At 69.0% G+C, this 22,705-nt stretch carries 22 protein-coding genes; 11 read left to right on the top strand and 11 right to left on the bottom strand.

Going from position 1 to position 22,705, the window contains the following annotated elements:
* Positions 1-3: 3 nt before the first annotated feature.
* Positions 4-753 (bottom strand): lysophospholipid acyltransferase family protein, encoded by a 750-nt coding sequence (locus tag ACIHAX_RS18895; RefSeq protein WP_364432980.1) that lies wholly within the window; start codon positions 751-753, stop codon positions 4-6.
* Between the two features lie 76 nt (positions 754-829).
* Here ACIHAX_RS18895 and ACIHAX_RS18900 point away from each other — a divergent pair, with 76 nt between their 5' ends.
* The gene (locus ACIHAX_RS18900) at positions 830-1,792 is read left to right on the top strand and encodes a hypothetical protein (RefSeq protein WP_397278738.1); all 963 of its coding nucleotides are present in this window, start codon (positions 830-832) and stop codon (positions 1,790-1,792) included.
* Positions 1,793-1,834: 42 nt separating this feature from the next.
* Positions 1,835-3,373 (top strand): Rieske 2Fe-2S domain-containing protein, encoded by a 1,539-nt coding sequence (locus ACIHAX_RS18905; RefSeq protein WP_397278740.1) that lies wholly within the window; start codon positions 1,835-1,837, stop codon positions 3,371-3,373.
* A 54-nt stretch (positions 3,374-3,427) separates the two neighbouring features.
* Here ACIHAX_RS18905 and ACIHAX_RS18910 read toward each other — a convergent pair whose 3' ends face one another.
* From ACIHAX_RS18910 to serS, 6 genes are all read right to left on the bottom strand, one after another.
* The gene (locus ACIHAX_RS18910; RefSeq protein WP_039794242.1) at positions 3,428-3,769 is read right to left on the bottom strand and encodes a hypothetical protein; all 342 of its coding nucleotides are present in this window, start codon (positions 3,767-3,769) and stop codon (positions 3,428-3,430) included.
* A gap of 164 nt (positions 3,770-3,933) precedes the next feature.
* Positions 3,934-4,959: a peroxiredoxin family protein gene (locus tag ACIHAX_RS18915; RefSeq protein ID WP_397278742.1), complete on the bottom strand. Its 1,026-nt coding sequence runs from the start codon at positions 4,957-4,959 to the stop codon at positions 3,934-3,936.
* A 54-nt stretch (positions 4,960-5,013) separates the two neighbouring features.
* Positions 5,014-5,955 (bottom strand): DMT family transporter, encoded by a 942-nt coding sequence (locus ACIHAX_RS18920; RefSeq protein ID WP_397278744.1) that lies wholly within the window; start codon positions 5,953-5,955, stop codon positions 5,014-5,016.
* A gap of 81 nt (positions 5,956-6,036) precedes the next feature.
* The gene (locus ACIHAX_RS18925; protein WP_397278746.1) at positions 6,037-7,380 is read right to left on the bottom strand and encodes an MFS transporter; all 1,344 of its coding nucleotides are present in this window, start codon (positions 7,378-7,380) and stop codon (positions 6,037-6,039) included.
* A 185-nt stretch (positions 7,381-7,565) separates the two neighbouring features.
* Positions 7,566-9,353: a bifunctional diguanylate cyclase/phosphodiesterase gene (locus tag ACIHAX_RS18930; protein WP_355073270.1), complete on the bottom strand. Its 1,788-nt coding sequence runs from the start codon at positions 9,351-9,353 to the stop codon at positions 7,566-7,568.
* Positions 9,354-9,528: 175 nt separating this feature from the next.
* The gene (gene serS / locus ACIHAX_RS18935) at positions 9,529-10,791 is read right to left on the bottom strand and encodes a serine--tRNA ligase (protein WP_355073272.1); all 1,263 of its coding nucleotides are present in this window, start codon (positions 10,789-10,791) and stop codon (positions 9,529-9,531) included.
* A 92-nt stretch (positions 10,792-10,883) separates the two neighbouring features.
* Between serS and ACIHAX_RS18940 the strand changes: the two genes are divergently transcribed.
* From ACIHAX_RS18940 to ACIHAX_RS18965, 6 genes are all read left to right on the top strand, one after another.
* Positions 10,884-12,584, top strand: a complete 1,701-nt coding sequence (locus ACIHAX_RS18940) for an aldehyde dehydrogenase family protein (RefSeq protein ID WP_397278748.1) — start codon at positions 10,884-10,886, stop codon at positions 12,582-12,584.
* A 76-nt stretch (positions 12,585-12,660) separates the two neighbouring features.
* A complete protein-coding gene (locus tag ACIHAX_RS18945; protein ID WP_364432738.1) occupies positions 12,661-13,800 on the top strand; it encodes a septum formation family protein in 1,140 nt (379 codons plus the stop codon).
* 10 nt (positions 13,801-13,810) lie between these two features.
* Complete coding sequence (locus ACIHAX_RS18950; protein ID WP_355073276.1) at positions 13,811-14,161, top strand: metallopeptidase family protein; 351 nt, start codon at positions 13,811-13,813, stop codon at positions 14,159-14,161.
* Between the two features lie 164 nt (positions 14,162-14,325).
* Positions 14,326-14,637 (top strand): PE domain-containing protein, encoded by a 312-nt coding sequence (locus ACIHAX_RS18955; RefSeq protein WP_159849106.1) that lies wholly within the window; start codon positions 14,326-14,328, stop codon positions 14,635-14,637.
* A 52-nt stretch (positions 14,638-14,689) separates the two neighbouring features.
* Positions 14,690-15,862: a PPE family protein gene (locus ACIHAX_RS18960; RefSeq protein WP_355073278.1), complete on the top strand. Its 1,173-nt coding sequence runs from the start codon at positions 14,690-14,692 to the stop codon at positions 15,860-15,862.
* Positions 15,859-16,686: an ESX secretion-associated protein EspG gene (locus ACIHAX_RS18965; protein ID WP_364432732.1), complete on the top strand. Its 828-nt coding sequence runs from the start codon at positions 15,859-15,861 to the stop codon at positions 16,684-16,686. Before ACIHAX_RS18960 ends, ACIHAX_RS18965 begins: the two co-directional genes overlap by 4 nt.
* 18 nt (positions 16,687-16,704) lie before the next feature.
* On the opposite strand, the gene ACIHAX_RS18970 is transcribed toward ACIHAX_RS18965, so the two are convergent.
* From ACIHAX_RS18970 to ACIHAX_RS18980, 3 genes are all read right to left on the bottom strand, one after another.
* Positions 16,705-17,373: a histidine phosphatase family protein gene (locus ACIHAX_RS18970; RefSeq protein WP_355073282.1), complete on the bottom strand. Its 669-nt coding sequence runs from the start codon at positions 17,371-17,373 to the stop codon at positions 16,705-16,707.
* Positions 17,370-18,284 carry a prephenate dehydratase gene (gene pheA / locus ACIHAX_RS18975; RefSeq protein ID WP_356963289.1) on the bottom strand — a complete coding sequence of 305 codons (915 nt, stop codon included), beginning with the start codon at positions 18,282-18,284 and terminating at the stop codon, positions 17,370-17,372. The genes ACIHAX_RS18970 and pheA overlap by 4 nt, the downstream gene beginning before the upstream one ends.
* Before the next feature lie 95 nt (positions 18,285-18,379).
* Positions 18,380-18,793, bottom strand: coding sequence for a hypothetical protein (locus ACIHAX_RS18980; RefSeq protein WP_397278752.1), 414 nt, complete (start codon positions 18,791-18,793; stop codon positions 18,380-18,382).
* Between the two features lie 147 nt (positions 18,794-18,940).
* On the opposite strand from ACIHAX_RS18980, the gene ACIHAX_RS18985 reads away from it, so the two are divergent.
* Positions 18,941-19,708, top strand: a complete 768-nt coding sequence (locus ACIHAX_RS18985) for a DUF2470 domain-containing protein (RefSeq protein WP_397278754.1) — start codon at positions 18,941-18,943, stop codon at positions 19,706-19,708.
* On the opposite strand, the gene ACIHAX_RS18990 is transcribed toward ACIHAX_RS18985, so the two are convergent.
* Entirely contained in the window at positions 19,686-20,183 is a 498-nt protein-coding gene (locus tag ACIHAX_RS18990; protein WP_397278756.1) for a hypothetical protein, read from the bottom strand. The genes ACIHAX_RS18985 and ACIHAX_RS18990 overlap by 23 nt on opposite strands.
* A gap of 224 nt (positions 20,184-20,407) precedes the next feature.
* Here ACIHAX_RS18990 and ACIHAX_RS18995 point away from each other — a divergent pair, with 224 nt between their 5' ends.
* Together ACIHAX_RS18995 and ACIHAX_RS19000 are read left to right on the top strand one after the other, a co-directional pair.
* The gene (locus ACIHAX_RS18995; RefSeq protein WP_355073288.1) at positions 20,408-21,202 is read left to right on the top strand and encodes a CPBP family intramembrane glutamic endopeptidase; all 795 of its coding nucleotides are present in this window, start codon (positions 20,408-20,410) and stop codon (positions 21,200-21,202) included.
* Between the two features lie 214 nt (positions 21,203-21,416).
* Entirely contained in the window at positions 21,417-22,697 is a 1,281-nt protein-coding gene (locus tag ACIHAX_RS19000) for an LCP family protein (protein ID WP_397278861.1), read from the top strand.
* Positions 22,698-22,705: the final 8 nt, after the last annotated feature.

Here is a 22,705-nt window from a genome sequence, read left to right on the forward strand (position 1 = left end):
CCGCTACTGCCCCGCCGCGTTCTTGCGCGCGGCCTTCGCCTCGGCTTCGGCGGCGTCCATCGCGTCCGCCTCTTCCAGGGTAGGAGCGCTGCCGCCGAGCCGGGCCGGAACCCAGTACGCGCCGGGCTCGTGCACATAGTCCTTCTGCAGGTCGGCCAGCATTTCCCGCATGGTCGAGCGGAGCTTGGCGGTGAGTTCGGCGGCGGGCTCGAACGGCTGGATCGGCTCGCCGACCGCGATCGAGATGGGCGTGTTGGTGCGGCCCAGCCGCTTCGGGAATCCCTTCGTCCAGACCCGCTGCGCGCCCCAGATGACGATCGGAATGATCGGCACCTCCGCCTCGATGGCCATGCGCGCCGCGCCGGACTTGAATTCCTTGATCTCGAAACTGCGGCTGATCGTCGCCTCGGGGTACACCCCGACCAGCTCGCCACGGCGCAGATAGTCCACAGCGGCCTTGTAGGAATCCGCGCCCGCCGAACGGTCGACGGGGATGTGCTTGAGCGCGCGCATGATCGGGCCGGAGATCTTGTCGTCGAAGACCTCCTTCTTGGCCATGAACCGGATGTAGCGCTTCGGGGTGCGCACCGGCAGGCCCGCGTAGGTGAAGTCCATGTAGCCGGTGTGGTTCACCGCCAGCACGGCGCCACCTCGGGCGGGAATGTGTTCATCGCCCTTGACGGTGAACTTCAGACCTTCGATGAAGAAGACGGTACGGGCGAGGCCGATGATCGTCCGGTAGACGGGTTCCACAAGTCCGCTAGCGTAGTCGCTGCTCGTCCCCATCGGCAGTTCGCCGCCGCCGCGCGCCGCGCCGGAGCGAGGACGCATGAGCAGCCCCGACCGCACGTCCGGAGAGAAGAGGATCGTCGAAGTGGAACGCGCCCGATCGGTACCGCGCGAGTACGACCGCAGTGCAGCACGCGAGCGGAACCGGGCCGGGCGAGCGACCCGCGCCGCGCTGGCCTGCGGCTCCGCCCTGATCGCTGCGATCGCGCTGACCGGATGCGATTCCGTCGTCGGCATTCCGGAGGAGACCCCGCCGCAGGCGGCCGTTCGCACGACACCGCCGGCCGCCGTCCCGGCCACGCCCCCGCCGAGCTCCTCCGCGCTTCCGCCGGTTCCCGCCGACGCTCCGCCGGTCGGCGCGGTCGCGGGGGTGCCTGCCGCCGCCCCGGCGATGCGGCGCTGGGCGGCCGACCTGCGCTCGCACACCATCGCCGAGATGCAGGACAAGTGCTGGACCATCGCGCCCAGGAACGTCGCCGAGATGTACGGAGACCAGCAGGCCGTCCTCACCGCGTTGGCCCAGCCCGGCACGGCGGGCGAGGACGCCGTCGTCTGGAAGAGCCCGACCACCACCGTCGCCGTCCAGCGCGCCGAGATCGAGACCGGCTACGCCTGCCCGCGCGTCGCGACGGCCGGTGCGGAGATCGCCTACAACGACGCCGACGCCCGGCACACCGTGCGCCGGTACCTCTCCCGCTTCGTCGGCACTCCGCTCGACCCCGCCGACAAAGAAGGCGACTACCCTCTGATCTGTAAGGCGTCCCCGGCGTCCTGGGATCCCAAGGGCACCGGGCGTCCGAGCCCCGCGCCGCTGGCGAACAACCAGGGCGTGCTCACCGGGGCCGCCGAGTTCGCCGACCAGCAGATCCGGTCGGAGCAGGTGAACACCGACTACATCGCGGTGCTCGTGCCGGTGACCAACTCCTCCGGTGTGACGCAGAGCCGCACCTTCACCTTGCGCTCCGGGACGGACGGCTACTGCATCGGCGATGTCTCGCCGTAACTACTACCCTGGTTGGCTGGTAAACAGCAGGAGGAGCAGCTAGTGCAGATCACCAGCGTCGGACACGCCGGATTCCACATCCGCACCGCGGCCGGGTCGATCCTTTGCGATCCCTGGGTGAACCCCGCGTACTTCGGTTCCTGGTTCCCGTTCCCCGACAACACCCAGCTGGACTGGGACGAGCTGGGCGCATGCGACTTCCTCTACGTCTCGCACCTGCACCGCGACCATTTCGACGCGAAGACGCTGGCCGAGCACGTGAACAAGGACGCGACCGTGCTGCTGCCGGACTATCCCGTGCCGGATCTGCGCCGGGAGCTCGAGCAGCTGGGCTTCCACAAGTTCTTCGAGACAGAGGACTCGGTCAAGCACACGGTGACCGGCCCCGGCGGGGACCTGGACGTCATGATCATCGCGCTGCGCGCGCCCGCCGACGGCCCGATCGGCGACTCCGGGCTCGTGGTCTCCGACGGTGAGACCACCTGCTTCAACATGAACGACGCCCGCCCGGTCGACATGGACGTGCTGCAGGACGCCTTCGGCCATGTCGACATCCACCTGCTGCAGTACTCGGGCGCGATCTGGTACCCGATGGTCTACGACATCCCGGCCCGCACCAAGTCGAACTTCGGCAAGCAGAAGCGTCAGCGCGGCATGGACCGGGCCCGCAGCTACATCGAGCAGGTCGGCGCGACCTGGGTGGTGCCGTCGGCGGGTCCGCCGGTGTTCCTGGACGACGAGTTGCGCTACCTCAACGACGATCGCGGTGACGAAGGCAACATCTTCCCCGACCAGAAGGTGTTCCTGGAGCAGATGGAGATGCACGGCAACGCGGGCGGGATCCTGATGATCCCCGGCTCGGTCGCCGACGTGCGCGGCGCCGAGCTGACCCTGACCCACCCGAGCGACCCCGCCGAGATCTACGACAACAAGGCCGAGTACATCGAACGGATGGCCCAGCGCCTCGCCCCGGTACTGGAGGCCGAGAAGGCGACCTGGGAACGCGGCGATGGCTCGCTGCTGGAGCCGCTGCGCAAAGTGTTCGAGCCGATCATGGCCCAGAGCGACGTGATCTGCGACGGCATCGGCTACCCGGTCGGCTTGGTGATCGGCGAGGAGACCATCGTGCTGGACTTCCCCAAGCGCACGGTGCGCGAGCCGATCGAAGGCGAGGGGCGCTACCGCTACGGCTTCCGCATCGCGCCGGAGCTGGTGCGCACGGTGCTGCGCGACCGGGAGCCCGACTGGGTGAACACCATCTTCCTGTCCACCCGCTTCCAGGCCTGGCGCATCGGCGGATACAACGAGTTCCTCTACACCTTCTTCAAGTGCCTCACCGACGAGCGGATCGCCTACGCCGACGGCTGGTTCTCCGAGGCGCACGACGACTCCGCCTCCACCGAACTCAGCGGCTGGGAGGTGCAGCGGCGGTGCCCGCACCTGAAGGCGGACCTGTCGAAGTTCGGTGTGGTCGAAGGCAACACGCTGACCTGCAACCTGCACGGCTGGCAGTGGGACCTGGAGTCGGGACGGTGCAAGACGTCCAAGGGCCACGAATTGCGCTCGCGCAAGTTGGACTGAATCCGCGACTTCCGGCCGGCGTTCACACGCCGGCCGGAAGCATTTGCCAACCGATTACCGGTCGGCGACCTCGCGGGTCAGCTTGGACGACCACGGACACCAGAAGCAGCCCGGCAGGAACGCGCCGCACGCCTCGTCCAGGTGGTCGTTCACGTACATGATGCTGGCGTCGCAGACCTCGATCGCCATGGTGAAGAAGGTGATGGTGTCGGGGTCCAGATGGAAGTCCCAACCCGGGTTGTAGGGGGCGGGCATCTTCCGGATCCGGCCCATGACGTGGACGGACATCTGCTCGTCACCCGACAGGATGCGGCGTGCTTCCGCGATCCGCTGCTCGTTGGTCAGCTGGATGATGAACTCTTTGCCGGAGTAGTCGGTGAATGCGAAGAGCGCCATGTCTTCCCCTCTTGTCGATGGGTCGTGTTGGTTGGATGGCGAATTCCGCACCGGTGCGGTTCGATCCTATCGGCGCATCACCGTAGATTTGCTAGAAATTTGCTAACCAGTAGATAACCGGGCTCGGGTCGGTCTCGGCGGCAGAAAAGAGGTACGCCCCGAAACTAACGGGCGGCCCCGGCCGGGATCTTGTCGCGCGCCGGCTTGCGCGGCGCTGCCCGTACCGTGCCGATCAACTCGCGGATCGCGATGCCCCCTCTGGCCACCGGCGCGGCGACACGTCCCTCGGGATCGATCAGCACGGCGGACGGCGTACCGCGCACCCGGTAACGCAGGGCCGCCTCGTTGCCCTGCTGCACGAGCGAGGGAATGTCGCCCAATCCGTGCTCGGTTCCCCACGCGGCCTGCTCGGCGGCATCGCCGTTGCCGACCGCGATGATCGCCAGGGCCTCACCGGTTCGCGCACGCCAGCGGGGCAGTTCCCGTGCCAGCGCCGCGCACAGCTCGCAGCCGGGGTGCACGAAGACCAGCAGCACCGACCTCGCCGAGGCCAAGAGATCCTCGAGCGTGGTCTTCGTTCCCTCGGGGCCGAACAGTTCGAACTCCGGCGCCACCGCACCGACGGGCAAGCCCTCAGCACCCAGCGTGGACAACGCCTGCTCGTCCACTCGGCGCCGCAGGACACGTAGCTGGCCCGTCAACCAGACCAGCACCGCGACCACTGCGGCGACAACCGCGCAGCCGGCCGCGTTGTCGGCGGGCAGGCCCATCGGAACGCGTGGATGTGTCTGCGCGCCGATGCCGACAACCACGGCGAGCGCCGCGAGAAGAGCATTGCGCACCAGCGTCTTCGGTCCGATCGGCGCCGCGCTCGCAGCACCGAAACAGGAACAGGAAGGATGCTCACCCCGCCGCAACAAGCGCGTGATCGCCACGGTGAACACGGCGAGCAGCAGCAGCGCCGCCAGCGCCGCCGGGCCGCAAACCCATGGAAACAGCACACCGACCGCGATCATCGCCTCGGCGATCGGCAACCCCCAGGCCACCGCGGGCACCCAGCGCAGCGGCACCCCGAAATCGCTCACCGCTTGCCGTGCCGCGCCGCGATCGGTCAGCTTGCCCCAGGCCGACAGCGCGAAGACGACAGTCAGTCCCAGCCGCGAAACCCACACCCCGTATTCGATCAGCATGAGCGCACCCTCCCACATTCATGCACTTCGAACATGAATGTCGGGCGAGTGTCCTCAGGACTGCGACCGAGTCGCGATGGCGACCGCGACCAACGTCAGCACACAGCCGACGATCGCGGTGGCGGACAAGCCCGCGCTGGTCGGGGTGAACACGTCGAGGACAAGGGAGGCAAGCAACTGCCCCGCCACCGAGGTGAGCCCGAGCAGCAGCACGCCGATCCACCGCACCGCCAGGGCGGCGAGAGCGATGAAGGCGACGCCGATGAAACCGCCGGTGTAGAGCCAAGGCTCGGTCGGGAATGCGGCCGGCCCGCCCGATGTCGCGATGACCACGGCCTCGATGACGAGCAGCGCGGCCAGGCCGACGCAGAAATTGACCATCGCCGCCGACATGGCTCCGCCGACCGCGCCCACCTTGCCGTTCACCGCTTGCTGCCAGGCCAGGCCGATACCCGCCAGCGCGGGCAGCGCGATCAACAACACGGTCGGCATGCCGCGCAGCGCGTCGGGCACGGAGAGACCACCGGTGGCGCGGTGGTGCCCGAATCCGGCGACCAGCACCGCCGCCACCCCGAGCGCCGCACCCACGAGACGCACCCCGGTGACGGGCGTCCGCCCACTCGGACCGAGCCCGAGCCGGTCGACGGCCAGGCTGCTGAGCAACTGCCCCGCGACGGTCGCCACGGTGAACGCGGTGACACCGATCGCCGCGACCGTCAGCCCCTGGCACGCGACGAAGAACGCGCCGCACAGCCCGCCGAGCAACTGCCACGGCCGCAGCCGACCCTCGGCCAGAGCCAGCCGCACCCGCCGCCCACCGTCCCGCAGCCGCCCGCTCACCGCGAACGCCACCCCCAACACGACCAGTCCCACCCCGAAACTGATCGTGGCCGCGGCAATCCCATCCTCCAACCGCGCCCCCAACGCGCCATTGATCCGCCCCTGCACCGCCACCCCGGCACCGATCCCGAACCCCGCAACCAGCCCCAACCGCACTCCCGCACGCTACCCAATCGTCGAGCGGGACATCACTGCGGCATTTCGCGAGAAGCGCTCTCGATGGTGTGCCACTCGTGGTCAGTGGCGGGGTGGGAGCCAGCGGGGAATGAGCGCGGCGATGGCGAGGATGGAGGCGCCGAGAAGGGCCAGGAGGGTGGACATGGCGGCGTGGAGGGTCAGGAGGGCGGCGAAGCCGAAGACCGCTAGGGCGATCACCTCGCCCAGGAGACCGGAGACCGAGGTGACGGTCGCTCGGGCGGGACCCTCGATGGCGTCTTGGAGGCGGGCAGCCGCGACGATGCCCGCGTTGTAGACGATGCCGTAGGAGATCCCGATCGACGCGAAGCCGAGGGTGGTCAGCAAGTACACCGCGTTCGGACGACCGGTCGCGAGACCGGCGATCAGCGCGCCGCCGAGGAAGAGCACGCCCGCGACACCCACCGCGATCGACATCGTCCGGCCCGACATTCCTTCGGTGCGCCCCGCCAGCACCGACCCGGCCAGCGAACCGAGCACAGTGAGGCCGACCAGCAGTGGCACGACGGCCGTCGATACGCCCGCCTCCTCCGCCAGCAAGGCGAAATACTCGTCGAACGCCGTGATCCCGAACAGCAGCGCCTCCAGCAGCACGCCGTAGCGCACCATCCGCACGCGAAGGGCCTCGCCCACACCGGCCTTCAGCATGGTGAGGTAGCGCGCGAACGTTCCCGATCTCCTCGTGACGTCCGCCTGATCATCCCGAGTCTCGTCATAGCCCTCGATCACCGAGACCGACCCGCGTACGTCCGCATTCGAACCCGCGGAGCCGCCCGTCTCACCGGCCACCACGGAAGGTGGCGCGAAAGATGCCGACTCGTCCTCTTCGAGATCATCGACGTTCGCCGCGGACACCGCCTTCGGCGCGGTGGGCAGCGAGAGCGCGACCAGCGTGTGCACGGCGGCCAGACCGACACTGGCCCAGCCGACCAGGGCATAGCCACCGATGAGATACAGCGGCGTCGCGGCGACGATCGCGATGACGACGGCGGTTTCCGCACCGGCCCGGCTGTAACCGAGGATGCGCGGATATGTCGACGACGCACCGCGGGCGGCGAGATCGTCGTACAGCAACGCTTCGAAGGTGCCGGAGGCCAGAGCGCCCGAGGTACCCCACAGCACGAACCCGGCGGCGAAGCCCGTGAAGGACGGCGCCGCCGTCCACAGCGCGAAGCCCGCCGTCAGCAGGACACCGCTGAGCACGAGCAGTCCGCGCCGCGAAACCGTGTCGGCCCACGCACCGGAGGGCACCTCGAGCAGAAACGAGGTCATCGACCAGATGGCGAACAGCAAGGAGATCTGCCCCGTGCTCATGCCGTGGTCGGCGAACAGCAGGGCATACAGCGCGTACAGCGGAATCAGTTCACCGGTGCTCTTGAAGAGCACCGCCCGAACCGTCAGCGAGCGCAGACTGAAAGTACGCGCGCTACCCGTCCGACGGGCGCGCGGCGATCCAGCGAATCAATAGGCGTAGACGAGCAACCGCATGCCGATCAGCATGGCCATCCCTGCCTCGCGGCGCAAGGGAATTACCGCTCGGGCGCGTCGAAGGGAATCGGCCGCCACGCGAATCAGGGCAACGGCACCCAGCCGTTCGCCGGAACCGAATCTCCGTCGCCCAACTCCCGGTCGGTGACGCCTTGGCCGATCCGGCCCTTGTTCTCGTTGAGGTCGCTGATCAGCTCCGAGACCGGATGCGAATCGCTGTAGTGATACCCCTGCGCGAGCGCGAAGCCCAGTTCGGTGAGCACGGCGGCCTGATATTCGGTCTCCACGCCCTCGGCGATGACCTGCAGGTCCAGCGCGTTGGAGAGCGCGGCGATCACGCCGAGCAAGGGCGGCGCGGGCGAATCCGAGCGGATCGCGGCGACGAAGGACTGATCGACCTTGAGAATGTCGCTCGGCAGCGTGGCCAGTCGGCTGAGCGAGGAGTATCCCGTGCCGAAGTCGTCGATGGCGATGCGCACGCCACGGTCGCGCAGGGTGTGCAGATTCTCGATCGCGGTCTGGGATTCGGCGGCCAGCTCACTCTCGGTCACTTCGAGCACCAACTGGTCGGCGGGCCACCCCGTGGCGGCGAGGATGCCCGCCACCCGGTCGGCGTAACCGGTCTCGGCCAGCTCCAGCCCGCTGACGTTCACGTTCAGTGTGAGATCCAGCTGGGCGAAGGTTTCCTGCAATCGGGCGGCGTCCGCGCAGGCCCGGCGCAGCACCAGTTCGTCCAGATCGGCGATGAGGTCGTATTCCTCGGCGACGCGGATCAAGCCCTCGGTGGTGACATCCGGTTGCGCGCTCGACGACCAGCGCAGCAGCGCCTCCACACCGACCGCCTTGCCGCCGCCTTCGGTCAGGCTGACGATCGGCTGGTAGTGCACGTCGAGGGCGCCCCGGTCGATCGCCTCGCGCAGTTCCACCGCCAGCGGCAGCTGCCGCGAGGACTCCAGCACCGTCCGGTTGCGTCCGGCCTGCTTGGCCCGGTATAGGCCGACGTCAGCGCGGCTGACCAGCAGCGACCCCGATTCGCCCGGCTGCCAGGAGGTCACGCCGGCCGAGCAGCCGGTCGTCACCGCGGCGCGCAGCTGTTCGGTGAGCAGGATCGCGGCCTGCTCGGTGGTGTTCGGCAGCAGCAAGGCGAACGCGTCCCCGCCGTAACGCGCCAGGCGCTGATCGGGAGCCAGAAGTTTCGACCAGGTGTCGGCCACCCGCTGCAGGACGGCGTCACCGGCGCGGTGCCCGAGATGGTCGTTGATCTTCTGGAAACGGTCCAGGTCGACCAGCACCAGCGCGAGTCCGTGCCCGGACCTGGTGGCCTGCTGGATCGCGGTGTTCAGCGCCCGGTCGAAGCCGCGCCGGTTGAGCAGGCCGGTGAGCACGTCGATGTCGGCTTCGGACGCCATCCTGGTCAGGATCCCGACGACGACGCCGACACCGAAGGTCACGCCGGCCGGGATCAGGCCCGACCACCACGGCAACCCGGGCGTCACCGGCCGCGCGGGCAGCACCCACAGGCACAGCGCCAAGGCGAACGCGATATGGGCGGCGGCCTGCGACCAGGCGAAGAACAGGGCGGCGTCGCACGCGATGAAGACGTAGAACGCCGCGAGGCTGATCGCGCCCACCGTGTTCGGGAACGAATGCACCGCGATCGTCACCAACACCGTCGCGATCGCGACATAGACATGATGGATCGAATGCGGCAGCCGCGGGCCCCATGCGAGCAGCGTGAGACCGAGCACCAGCGCCACCGCTGCCGCCCCGCCTACCAGCGGACGATTACCCTCTTCACCAGGGGCGATGGCGGTGATCAGCAGACCGAGCACCCCGCCCATGACGTAGAACGCCCCGGTGGTCCGAGCCATGACCATAGCCGTCGCCAACGCAGACGCGGCCCGCACCCGGGTTCGGGTATCGCCGCGAGACCCGATTCCTCGCACGACGAATAGCCTAGACATAAGGAATCCCCCTGGTTGCCACATCCCGGGAATACGGCATGGCGAACCAGTAGCTATTTACCTGAACGTCATTCGTCCGTTGTCAATTCGTCGGTCGGAGCACGTCGGTACCGACGAACGGGACCAGGGCGGACGGCACCCGGACCGACCCGTCGGCTTGCTGGTGGTTCTCCAGAATGGCCACGATCCAGCGGGTGGTGGCGAGCGTGCCGTTCAAGGTCGCGGCGATCTGCGGCCTTCCGTTCTCGTCTCGATAGCGGACGGCCAGCCGCCGCGCCTGGTAGGTGGTGCAGTTGGAGGTCGAGGTGAGCTCCCGGTAGGTCTGCTGCGTGGGCACCCACGCCTCGCAGTCGAACTTGCGCGCGGCGGAGCTGCCGAGATCACCGGCCGCGACGTCGATCACCCGGTAGGGCACCTCGATCGCCGCGAGCATCTCCTGTTCCCAGGCGAGCAGACGCTGATGTTCGGCGTCGGCCTGGTCGGGCGTGGTGAAGACGAACATCTCCACCTTGTCGAACTGGTGCACCCGGATGATGCCGCGGGTGTCCTTGCCGTAGCTGCCCGCCTCCCGCCGGAAACACGACGACCAGCCCGCATAGCGCTTGGGGCCGTCGCTCAAGTCGAGGATCTCGTCCGAGTGGTAACCCGCCAGCGGCACCTCCGAGGTGCCGACCAAGTAGAGGTCGTCGTCGGCGAGGTGGTAGACCTCCGCCGCGTGCTGGCCGAGGAACCCCGTGCCCGCCATGACCTCCGGGCGTACCAGCACCGGCGGAATCATCATGGTGAAGCCGTTGGCCACCGCCTTCTGCGCGGCCAGCTGCAGCATTCCCAGCTGGAGCAGCGCGCCGTAGCCGGTCAGGAAGTAGAACCGGGCGCCGGAGACCTTCGCGCCGCGCTCCATGTCGATCAGGCCGAGCGACTCGCCGAGTTCCAGGTGGTCCTTCGGCTCGAAGTCGAACTCCCGCGGCGTGCCGACCGTTTGCAGCACGACGAAATCGGCCTCGCCACCCGCGGGCGCGCCGTCCTGCACCACATTGGAGATGGCGCGGTGCGCGGTGTCCAGATCCACGTCGGCGGCGTGCTGGGCGGCCTCGGCCTCTTTGACCTTGACCGACATCTCCGACGCCTGCGCCAGCAGCGCGGACCGCTCGTCCTTGCTCGCCTTACCGATCAGCTTGCCCATCGCCTTGTGCTCGGCGCGCAGGTTGTCCGCGGTGGCCACCGCGGCACGCCGCGCCGCGTCCGCCTCGAGCAGCGCGTCGACGAGAACGGGGTCTTCGCCGCGGGCGCGCTGCGAGGCGCGGACCGCGTCCGGGTTGTCCCGCAGGAATCGGAGGTCGATCATGGGCCACCAGCCTAGTAGTCGGTGTGTTGCGCTTTCACGCCGATATCCCAGGATGCGGACCATCCACCCCGGATCGCGCGCATAGTGGGTTTGTGGGCACCCCATTCGACGAGACGGCCATCGACAACGCGCTGGCCGATCTCGCGGCGGGCGAGAAAGTGTGGGCCGCGACGTCGCTGCGCCGCCGCCGCTTGCTGCTCGACGAGATCCACGCCAGGACCGGCCGCCTCGCGGAGGACTGGGTGCGCGCGGCGTGCGTCGTCAAGGATCTCGGCGAGCACTCCGCGCTGGTCGGTGAGGAGTGGATGTCCGGGCCGCTCACGCTGCTGCAAGCCACGGCCGCGCTGTCGGCGACCCTGGCCGCGCTGGAGACCGGGCGAAGCCCGCTGGCGGGCATCACGCTGCGGGAGGCGCCGGGCGGGCGGCTGGCGGTGCCGGTATTCCCGTTCGGCGTCTACGATCGCTTGCTGCTCAACGGTTTCCGCGGCGAGGTGTGGCTGCGTCCCGGCGTCGACGCCGACGCCGCCCGTCGGCGAGCCGGACTCGCCCAGCTCGATCCCACCGCGACCGGCGGGATCGGCGCCGTGCTCGGCGCGGGCAACATCACCTCGATTCCGCCGCTGGACGCGCTGTACGAGCTGTTCGCGCACAACCGGGTGGTCGCGCTGAAGCTCAACCCGATCACCGACCCGCTGTTCACCGTGTTCGAGATGGTGTTCGAACCGCTGCTGGAAATCGGCGCGCTGCGAATTCTCACCGGCGGCGCGCAGCAGGGCGGCTACCTGGTGCGTCATCCGGACGTCGCGCACGTGCACATGACCGGCAGCGCGCAGACCCACGACGCCATCGTGTGGGGTCCCGGCGCCGAGGGCGCGGAACGCAAGCAGCACAACCGGCCGCTGCTGGACAAGCCGATCAGCAGCGAACTGGGCGGCGTCTCGCCGACCATCGTGGTGCCCGGCGACTGGTCCGACGCCGATCTGCGCTACCAAGCCGAGCACGTGGCCACCCAACGGCTGCACAACGGCGGCTACAACTGCGTGGCCGCGCAGGCGGTGGTGATCGGCGCCGAGTGGGACCGCAAGGACGAGTTCCTCGCCGAACTCCGCCTGGCCATGGAGCGGGCGCCACAGCGCACGGCCTACTACCCGGGCAGCGACGCGCGGGTCGCCGACGCGCTGGCCTCGTACCCGGAGGCCGAGCGTCTCGGCGCGGGGCGGGTGCTGGTCGGCGGACTGCCGCGCACCGGCTCGCCGCTGCTGCGCACGGAGTACTTCTCCCCCGTGCTCGGCGTGGTGGAGTTGCCCTACACGGGCGGCGAGTTCTTGCAACGCGCGGTGGACTTCGCCAACGCCGAGCTGACCGGCACGCTCGGCGCGAACGTGATCGCCGATCCGACGACCATCCGCAGGCTCGGTATCGCCTTCGACCGCGCGATCGAACGGCTGCGCTACGGCGCGATCGCGGTGAACAGCTGGACCGGTCTGGCCTTCCTCGCGCCGCGTGCCGCCTGGGGAGCCTTCCCTGGGCACACCCTCGACGACGTGCAGAGCGGTATCGGCGTGGTGCACAACGCCCTGCTGCTCGACGATGTGGAGCGCACCGTGGTGCACGGCCCGTTCCGGCCGGTGCCGCGCTCGCTGCTGGGCGGCGAACTCGCCCTCTCTCCGAAGCCGCCGTGGTTCGTCGGCAACGCCACCGCAGCGACCACCGGGCGCAGGCTCACCGAGTTCTACGCCGACGCCAACCCCGCCCGATTGCCCGGCGTCTTCCTCTCGGCCCTGCGCGGCTGAATCGCTCGTGGCCCGTGCCGCGCCGATCGGGGCAGGTCGTGGCACCGCGGCACCGACACTGCCATGATGGACCGCGATGTCCTCCGCACGCATGTCCCGGTCCCCGCAGGCGCCCAAGCGCGGCGCTTCGTCGCGCGCCGACTCGGTACGGCGCTCGTTCGACTCGGCCAGAGCCGCCCTCGCCGACGGCGAGCTGCGCGATCTGCATCTGTCGGCCCACACCTTGCGCTGGGGCCTGCTCGCGGTGGCCGTCGGCGCCGTGGTGGCGGCCCTGGTGACGCTGTTCGTCACCGGCTTCGACAACGAGAAGGGCCTGGAGGCGCACAATCCCGGCGCTCCGGCGCAGCCGGTGCTGGAGAAGGAGTTCGGCACCGCGGCGAAGGGCGACTGCCTGAGCTGGACCAAGCCGGACCGATCGGACCTGGCCAAGGTGAACTGCTCGAGCAAGCACATGTTCGAGGTCGCGGCCGACATCGACATGAGCAGGTATCCGGGCAAGGAGTTCGGTCCCGGCTCGCGGTTCCCGGACTCGCTGCGCCTGACCGAGTTGAAAGAGGAGCACTGCGTGCCCGCGGTGCAGAAGTACATGTCGGGCCGGTTCGATCCGCGCGGCAAGTACATCGTCGGGCTGATGTATCCGAGCCCGGACGGCTGGCAGCACGGTGACCGCACCCTGCGCTGCGGCCTGCAGATCGCGGCCAGCGTCGGCACCCCGCCGTCGGTCGGCAGCGCCACCGAGCACGATCAGTCCAAGGTGTACGAGGCGGGCGTGTGCCTCGGCATCAACCAGAACCTGCCCACCGATCCGGTGGACTGCGCCCAGCCGCACGCCGTGGAGATCGTCTCCACCGTCGATCTGGCCGCCCACTTCAACGGAGGCCCGCCCGCGAAGGACGACCAGGACAAGTTCGTCGAGGAGGAGTGCACCCGCACGTCGACCGACTACCTGGGCGGGCCGGACGTCATCCGGAACAAGACGCTCACGCTGTTCTTCGACTACATCGATGCCCGCAGTTGGATGGCGGGCAGCCGCAAGCTGGACTGCATGATCGGCAAGGGAGCCGATCGGGAGGGCTTCGCGCCGATCACCGGGTCGGCCAAGGGCGAGATCCTGATCAACGGCCAGGCTCCGGTGCCGCCGCCGAACAACGGACGTTCCACGCCCGCACCGCTGCCGGGCGCCGCGCCCCTGCCGCCGCAGCCTCAGCCGAGGTAGCCGAGCGCCGATGCCCGTGACGATGTCCGCCGACCGGTTCGAGGAATTGGTCGGCGACGCACTGGATCTCATCCCGCCCGAGCTGACCCGCGCGATCGACAACGTGGTCGTACTGATCGAGCCGCGCGATCCGGAGAATCCACACCTGCTCGGTCTGTATCACGGCATCGCCCTCACCGAGCGTGACAGTCATTACGGCGGAGCGCTTCCCGACACCGTGACCATCTACCGCGAGGCGATCCTCGAACACTGCGCCGACGAATCCGAAGTGGTGGAAGAGGTGGCGATCACCGTGATCCACGAGATCGCACACTATTTCGGCATTGACGAAGACCGCCTGCATCAGCTGGGATGGGGATAGTCTGAACCGAGCTGTATTGCGCACCACCAGCGGTGGGTGTGTAATCGGCACGGAGATTGAAAAATTGGGGATTCGATGGAACCGATCGCGTTGCTGTCGCGTCCTATCACTCGAAGGGGGAATTCTCGTGGTTCCGCCCCACAGCCACTAGAAGGAGTCGAGTCATGGTTGGACATGTACTGATCGCACCCGAAGCCATTCTCGCCGCCGCGGCCGAACTCGACCTCGTCGCCGAACGTCTGGCCGCCGCCGCGGCGATCACCGCGCCCGCGACGCACGTGCTGCCCTCCGGGGCGGAGGAAGTCTCCTTCCTCAGCGCGAGCCATTTCAATCAGGGGGCGATGTCGCACGATCGCGCGATCGCGCAGGCGATTCTGGAGTGCCACCACGCCGCGGCGACGCTGCGCATGCAGCTGGCCCAGCATGTCGCGGGCGACGTGGTCCGCGCCGCCGGCATCAGCGCCATCCAGGTGTAGTTCCGCAAGCGAGATCCATCAGCAACGCTTTTAAGCAGGGGAGAAGTCAGACATGGTTGCAGGAGTCACCGGGGTGATCTGGGCGGCGCGCCCGTCGGAGATCAATTCGGCCACACTTCACGCGGGCGCGCACGCGATTCCGATCTCGGCCGCCGCCACCGCATGGGGCGGGCTCACCGCCGCCTGGATCGACGCGACGACGACGGTCGCCAGGGTTATGGCCGAACTCGGCGTCGGAATGCAGGGCATCAACGGCATCGCCGCGCTGGGCAAGCTCACCGGCTTCCTCGGCTGGTCCGAGCAGCAGGGCGTGCAGGCGGCCGCGATGGGCGCCAAGGCCGCGGCGAACGCCACCGCCTACACCGTCGCCGCGCTGGCGATGCCGAGCCCGCCCGAGATCGCGGCCGTCAACACCGCTTTGGCCGCGTCGGCGAACCCGCCCGGCGTGTTGAGCGGTGCGTTCGAAGCCGCCGAAGTCGCCAGGAACGCGATGGACATCCGTGCCGCGCTGGTCATGGAGACCTATGAGGCCGCGACCAGCGCCATGGTCGCCACGCCCGCCGAATTCCTGTTACCGCCGGCGATCGCCAAGGGCGCGGGGACGGCAAGTCCCGAGCAAGCGGCGGACACGACCACCGAGGTCCCGGCCGATCCGATCCAGGCTGCCGTGGCCGCCACCCAGGCATTCCTGAGCAACCCCGGGGTGGCGAGCGCTGCCACCCAGGCCGCTCAGGCCGTCGGCTCGATCGCCACCACCGGTGTCTCCACCGTCGGAAATGTCGCGGGCAGCGCGATCGCGGCCGCCACCACCAGCTCCGCGCCCTCCTTCTCCGGCATGGCTCCCATGGCCATGGGTATCGGTGCGGCAGCCACCGCTACCGGTGCGGCGACGCGTGCCGTGTCGTTCTCCGGTCTCGGATCGGCGGCGGGCATCAGCAGCGGCTCGCTCAAGCTTCCGGAAGGCTGGGGCTCCAACGGCACGATCGGTGGCAGCACGGCTCCGGTGCAGGAGAGCGTCGCGGTCAAGGGCGTCGAGGCGGCGCCGGTCCGGCCCGCCAACACCGGCAACGGCAACCCCTTGCTCGGTAACCAGGCGCGCAGCGACGAGGACGACGAGACCGAACACGACGGCCGGGACTACCTGCGGTCGACGGAGCACTTCAACGACGGCCGCTTCACCGCCGATGGGGTCATCGGCGGTGACCTCAGCGGGACGGTTAGGTGACCGTACTCGGTGCGGGCCGCAGCCCGTCGACGCTCGACGCGGTCGTCCTGTCGCTCGACGAAATGCAGTTCCTCGTAGAGAAACTGCAGATCGAGGTCCCCGTCGTCCTGAACGCGAGGGCACGGTACGACAATCTGACCGACCACAAAGCGGCGATGGACGCGGCCGCCGAGTCGCTCGCCCAGCGGGAACTCCTGATCGACGATGTGCTGCATCGGGATCTGGAGAATCGGCTGCGCGCGCTGCACCGGCCCCACTGGATCATCGCGCTGCGGTTGGTCGTCGATGGTTGGGTGAGCCGCTTCTGTCTGGCGAAGGGCGTCGACCTCCCGGTCGTCGCCCTTCGGGGACAGGACTCCTACGTCATCGATGAGGCGGGAAACGACTTGCCCGGAACGGTTCTCGCGGCACTCGGCTATGCCGAGCCGCTCGAGCTGTACGGCATGAACGCCCCGACCGAAGAGCTGGCCACGATCTTCGGCGACACCGGCGACGCCGCGGCCACCGCGGAACGGCTGGCGAAGGTGGGCAACCCGGCCCAGGACGCGAAGACCTTGGCCGCGGCTCTGGTCGAGATCCACTCGTATGCCGAGATCGTCGGTGTGATCTACGGCGATGGCACCCGAGACGCGGCCGACAACCACATCGCCGTCTTCAACACGCGCGCGGGCCGATTCATCGCGACCGCGAGCACGTCCGACGACGGCGTGAAGTGGACCTCGCTCAGCAGCGGGACTCCCGCGCGACTGCGCACGGCCGTGCAGGATCTGATCAACTTCCTACCGGAACGCGAAGAGTTCCCGCGGAATCCGAAGCTGTCCTGAAGCACCGAACGAGCGTCGCTAACCCATGGGATCGTCCGAAGTCGGTGCGACCTCGTAGCCGAACGGCGGCGTGAATCGTCCCCACCGAATGCACTCCCACCTGCCGTCCGGCATCGGTACCAGCTCGATGGTCTCGGTGTTGTCCAAGTGGTTGTTCGTGGTGAACGGCGGACGCACGTCCGAAAGCGTGCGGCCGACGAGCCGCATGGCCGCACCGTGACTGACTACCATCACGTCCCCGGGCGCGGCAACGTCCGGTGTCAGATACGTATTCCGCAGCTCCTCGATCGCGGGCAGGAACCGATCCAGCACATCCTGAGCGGATTCGCCGCCGGGCACCCGCAGCGTGAGGTCGCCCTCGTGCCAGGCACGGTAGATCCGCTGGAAGGTCTGGTGCGCCTCCTCGCTGTGTTCTCCCTCCAGGTCGCCGGCCTGTACCTCGTGCAGTCCGTCGAGCACCATGGCGGCGACACCGGTCGCCGCCTCGATGTAGCTCGCGGTCTGGCGCGCGCGCAGCGCCGCCGAGGAGAACAGCACCTGCGGCGGGCGGAGCAGGCCCTCACCGAACGTCTTCGCTTGTGCCGCACCGCGTTCGGTCAGGGGCAACCCGGGAATCCGGGTGTCCAGCAGCTTGGCGACATTGCCCTCGGTCTCGCCGTGCCGGACCAGAATCAACCTCCCGGTCATAGGTCGGCCATCCCCTTTCTCAGCTGGATCAACCACTCCGCGGACGCTTCGTCCGACGGTGGTGGCGTACCGGTCGCGGAAGTCGCCGGCCAAGATCCGAGAAAGCGGATCCGCGCGGTGCGGTGCAGCGCCTTGAGCGCCTCGGCCACCGCGGTGTCGTCGATGTGCCCGACGCAGTCCAGATAGAAACGGTAGGTGCCCATGCCCGTTCGGGTGGGCCGGGACTCGATCCTGGTCAGATCGATACCGCGCGTGGCGAACTCGGCGAAGGCGCGCATCAGCGAGCCCGGTACGTTCGGCAGCTCGAGCACGATCGAGGTGCGGTCGGCGCCGGTGGCGGGCGGCGCCGCGGTGGGCCGGGTGCACAGCACGAACCGCGTGATCGCCTGCTCGTGATCGGCGACCCCGGAGGCCAGCGCGATCAATCCCAGCCGCTCTCCGGCCAGGGCGGTCGACACGGCGGCGTCCGCGTGCCCCGCCACCACGTCCTCGGCGGCGGCGGCGTTGGACGCCGAGGTGTAGGGCTGCGCCTGCGGCAGATGCCGCGCCACCCACAACCGGACCTGCGCGGCGGCCACGGGGTAAGCGGCGAGAGTGCGCACGTCGGGTAACGCCGTGCCCGGCTTGCCGAGGATCGTGAAACTCACTTCGAGTTCGGTCTCGGCGACGATCTGCAGGCGCGGACCGATTGCCAGGGAGTCGAGCGTCGCCGAGATCGACCCCTCCACGGAGCTCTCGATCGGCACCACCGCGCCATCCACGTCACCGGAACGGATCAGGTCGAGCGCGGCGCCTTGGCTGGGCGCGGCGATCCGCTCGACGGGCCCGGCGAAGGTTCCCGAGGATTCCAATTGAGCGAGGGCCATCTCGGTGAAGGTTCCGGACGGCCCGAAGTACGCGATTCGCGGCACGGTTACGAGATTACTTGCGCGCTCGTTCGGCTCCCCACCAATCGCGAAGGGCCTGCCGGTCCGGGTCATCTGTTCCAGGACCTCCCTAGCGGTGTTCAACCTCCGTTGAGCACGCGCAATGCGGCGTTCACCCGGTCCGCGGCATCGGTCTCGATGGCGAGCAGGACCGAACGGACCGCCTCGACGGCCGGCGGTTTCAGCGAGGTCAGGAAGGCGATGTCGGGGTCGCGCAGGGCCGCGCCGATGTCGTCGCCGCACAGGGCGGCGGCTGTGGCGGCGACGATGGCCAGCGCCCGTTCCCCCGAGGAAGTGCGCGCGACGAAGCCGGTATCGGAGTGGGCCACGTGTGCGAGGAAGTCGGCGATCCCGTTGTCGGGCGCGTCCAGCTCCAGCGTCGGCGCGGCGGGACTTGCGCCGATGTTGCGGACCAGCCCGTCGACCAGACTGCGCCGCGGCGGCGTCGACAACGTCACCAGCACCGGTTCTGCGGATTCCGACCCTTCCGACACGCCCTCACCGTAACAACCCGGTTCGACCGGAACCGATCCAGTTCGCTGCGATCAGCCGGATCGGAACGCTTGCGGAACCCCGCCTCGTCACTTAGCTTAGGGTAACCTAATCAATAGTCAAGCGCGCCACGCTCCACGGAGGTTTGTATGCCGCGTCCGTCCTCGACCTTCGCACCGTCCACCGCCGAGCGAGTGCGCAGCGCATGCGCGCACGCGGAGCAAGCGGTGCTGGCCATGCCGGGCATCGATCCGACGCCCGCGTCCGTGCACCACGTACGGCAGTGCGGCGATGCCGTGATCGCGGTGCCGACGGCCTCGGTCGCCGCGATCCTGGCAGGCAACTCCGGAGACCACGGCGCGCCCGCGGTGCTGGAGCTCACCGACCACGCCCCGCTACCGCTGCGCGAGCCGGTGCGCGCGTTGGTCTGGCTGCGCGGTTGGGTACGGGCGGTGCCCACCCAGGCGCAGCGCGTGCTGGCCACCGAGGTGGCCAAGGATTACCCGCATCCGGGCCTGCTCGACATCGGCTTCGGCGCCACCCTGCTGCGGCTGGTGATCGACTCCGCGGTGGTGGCCGACTCGACCGGCGCGGAATCGGTGCGCAGCGACGAACTGCGCCTGGCGCAGCCGGATCCGTTCTGCGCCATGGAATCCGCGTGGCTGCAGCACATGCAGGCCGATCACGCCGATGTCGTCGCCCAGCTGGCCAGGCATCTGCCGCCACACCTGCGGCGCGGCATCGTGCACCCGCTGGCCATCGACCGGTACGGGCTCACGCTGCGGGTGGAAGGACACGACGGCGACCACGACTTCCGCTTGCCGTTCAGCGCACCGGCGCACGACATCGAGGGGCTCAGCCGCGCCGTGCGCACACTGGCGGGCTGCCCGTTCCTCAATGGATTGCGCCGGATCTGACCCGCCGCCCGATCAAGCCGATCTTCAGCGGCATCGGGCCGGCGAACAGAAGTACCAAGGCGAAGAACGGGATGACCGGCCCGAGAAGACGGACGAGATAGCGTTCCATTGCCCCTGCCCGCAGAGGTTGTGGACAACCGGCGCAGTTGACCACGATGCGTGGAGCGCCGGACTCGACGACCCGCGCGACGGCCGCGCTGACCTCGTCGTTGCTGGTGACATCGGCGGGAATGAGGGTGAGAGGCGGACGGCGCACCGGCTGGGGCGCACGCACTCCCGACGCGGTTGGCTGCTCGGCTGACACGCACACCGACGCGGCGAATGGCAATCGCACCGATTCGTTCAACGCGGGCGGACGACGGACGTCAACCACACCGATTCGTTCGATCCCGACCTGTGGCGTATCCGCGGTGAGCGGTCCGGCTGCCTCGAGCGCCTCGTGCCCGGGCTGATCCAGCGCCGCTTGGTCGCACACTCCTTCGGTGAACCGTCGTTTAGAGGGATGCTCCGGTGAGCCGGAGTGGCGGCTGCTCGCCGCAGCGCGCGCAGACCCGATGTCCGAGCTCGACCGAGTGGCGGGCCGGGTTGGGCCACCAGGCCCGGAAGCATGCGCCGCAGCGGAGACGCCGACGACGCACCAGGCAGTTCACATGCCGACGCGCCGCGCGCCGCGGCGGACGAGCGCAATAGATTCGACCCATGCGTGCGGAGTCCAGAGCCGAGTGGGACGAGGCCGAGCCGACCGATCGGGAGCGGCTGGCGATCAAACTCGAGATCGCCGTGGTGCTGCTGGTCACGTTCGGGCTCAGCGGGCTCAGCGCCGCGCTCTCGCTGGTGGAGAGCGCGCTCGCCCCGGGCGGGATCGGCGGACGGACCGTCGCGCTGAATCCGTCGCGAGCCACACAGTCCACCATCGACCTGCTGTTCCAGCTGCTCAGCGTGCTGCGGCTGCTCGGCTGGGCCGCGCTCGGCCTATATCTGCTGTGGCGCGGGGGCATCGGCCCGCGACTGATCGGGCTGGCGAACCGGCTCCGTTGGCGCGCCGACGTGCTACCCGGCTTGACGCTGGCCGCGATCATCGGGTTGCCGGGACTCGGGCTGTATCTCGCGGCGCACGCACTCGGCGTCAGCGTGACGATAGTCCCCGCCTCGCTCGGCGACTACTGGTGGCGACTGCCCGCGCTCGTCCTCTCGGCCTGCGCGAACGCCTTGGCCGAAGAGGTCATCGTGGTCGCGTTCCTGCTCACCCGGCTGCGCAGGCTCGGATGGTCGGCGAACTCGGCTCTGCTGGCCTCGGCTGTGCTGCGGGGCAGCTATCACTTGTACCAAGGAATCGGCGGCGGGCTCGGAAACTTTGTGATGGGCGTCATATTCGGCCGCTATTGGCAGCGCACGAATCGGCTGTGGCCGCTGGTCCTCGCCCATGCGACCATCGATGCGGTCGCCTACATCGGCTACACCGTTCTGCGCGGCCATGTTTCGTGGCTGCCGTGACGCAACTGTGCCCTCGGCAGCGCTAACAACCTGGTGCCGCCTGCGAAATACGGAACAGCGCCGCTTCCGCGTGCGCCCGCGTCCACATGCGGCACGTCACAACCGCCCGATAAGTAGAGTTCCAGTGATGAACGGCGACGACCCCCAGCGCAACGCGCATACGCGCCGGATGCCGCCGCCCGGCAGACCCGGTGAACCTCCGATGCGCCGTCGCATGCCGCCTCCGGGGTCCGGCGGTCCGCCGCCGATCGAGCCCACGCAGGTCGTGCGCCGTGATGGAACCGCCGACCCCCACGCACAGCCGCTGGCGTATTCGCAGGTCCCGCCCGAACAGGCGCGGCGAATGCCGCCGCCTCCCCCGGCCCGCAGGCACGCCCCCACGCAGCGCCCGGTGCCGCATCACGAAGTTCCGTCGCACGCGCCGACACAGCGGCCGGTTCCGTATCACGAAGGTCCGCCGCACACGCCGCCCCGGAAACCGAGGCCGTTCCGCGAAGGCCCCCCACCGGTGCCGCCACGCGGCGAGCGTCCGCCGCGGGCTCCACGACCGCGCCGCAAGCGCCACCCTTTCCGCTGGTTCCTGGTGATCCTGCTGGTCCTGGTGCTCGCCGCCGTCGGCGCCGTCATCAAGTTGGACAACTCGCTCAATCGCATCCCCGCGCTGGCGAACTACGCCAAGCGCGTCGGCGACACACCCGGCACGAACTGGCTGTTGGTCGGGTCCGACGGCCGTGGCGGACTGACTGCCGAGCAGGAGCGGGAACTCGCCACCGGCGGTGAGGTGGGCCCCGAGCGCACCGACACGATCATGCTCGTGCACGTGCCGCAGTCGGGGAAGACCACGCTGGTCAGCCTGCCGCGCGACTCGTACGTCAGCATCCCGGGCCAGGGCAAGGACAAACTGAACGCCGCGTTCGCCATCGGCGGCCCCGCGCTGCTGGTCCAGACCGTGGAGATCGCCACCGGCCTGCGGATCGACCACTACGCGCAGATCGGCTTCGGCGGCTTCGCCAGCGTGGTCGATACGCTCGGCGGCATCGACGTGTGCGTGCCCAAACCGATCGACGACCCGCTCGCCGGCATCGACCTGCCCGCGGGCTGCCAGCGACTCAACGGACCACAGGCGTTGGGTTTCGTCCGCAGTCGCGCGACCGCGCTCGCCGACCTGGACCGGATGAACAACCAGCGGATCTTCATGGCCGCCCTGCTGAAGAAGGCGACCAGTGGAGCCACGCTGGCCAATCCGTTCAAGCTCTGGCCGCTGGCGACCGACACCGCCAAGTCGCTGAAGGTCGACAACGGCGACCACATCTGGGATCTGGGCGGCCTGGGCTGGGCGCTGCGTGGCGACACCATCGCCACGGCGGTACCGGTCGGCGGATTCGAGGACACCGACAGCGGCAACGTCCTGCTGTGGGACAAGGCCAAAGCGAGCCGGTTCTTCGACGCGCTCGTCGGCGACCGTCCGATCCCGGAGGACCTGCTGACGCGGTAGCGTCGATG

This window comes from Nocardia sp. NPDC051929, from assembly GCF_044548645.1.
Classification (GTDB): domain Bacteria; phylum Actinomycetota; class Actinomycetes; order Mycobacteriales; family Mycobacteriaceae; genus Nocardia; species Nocardia sichangensis.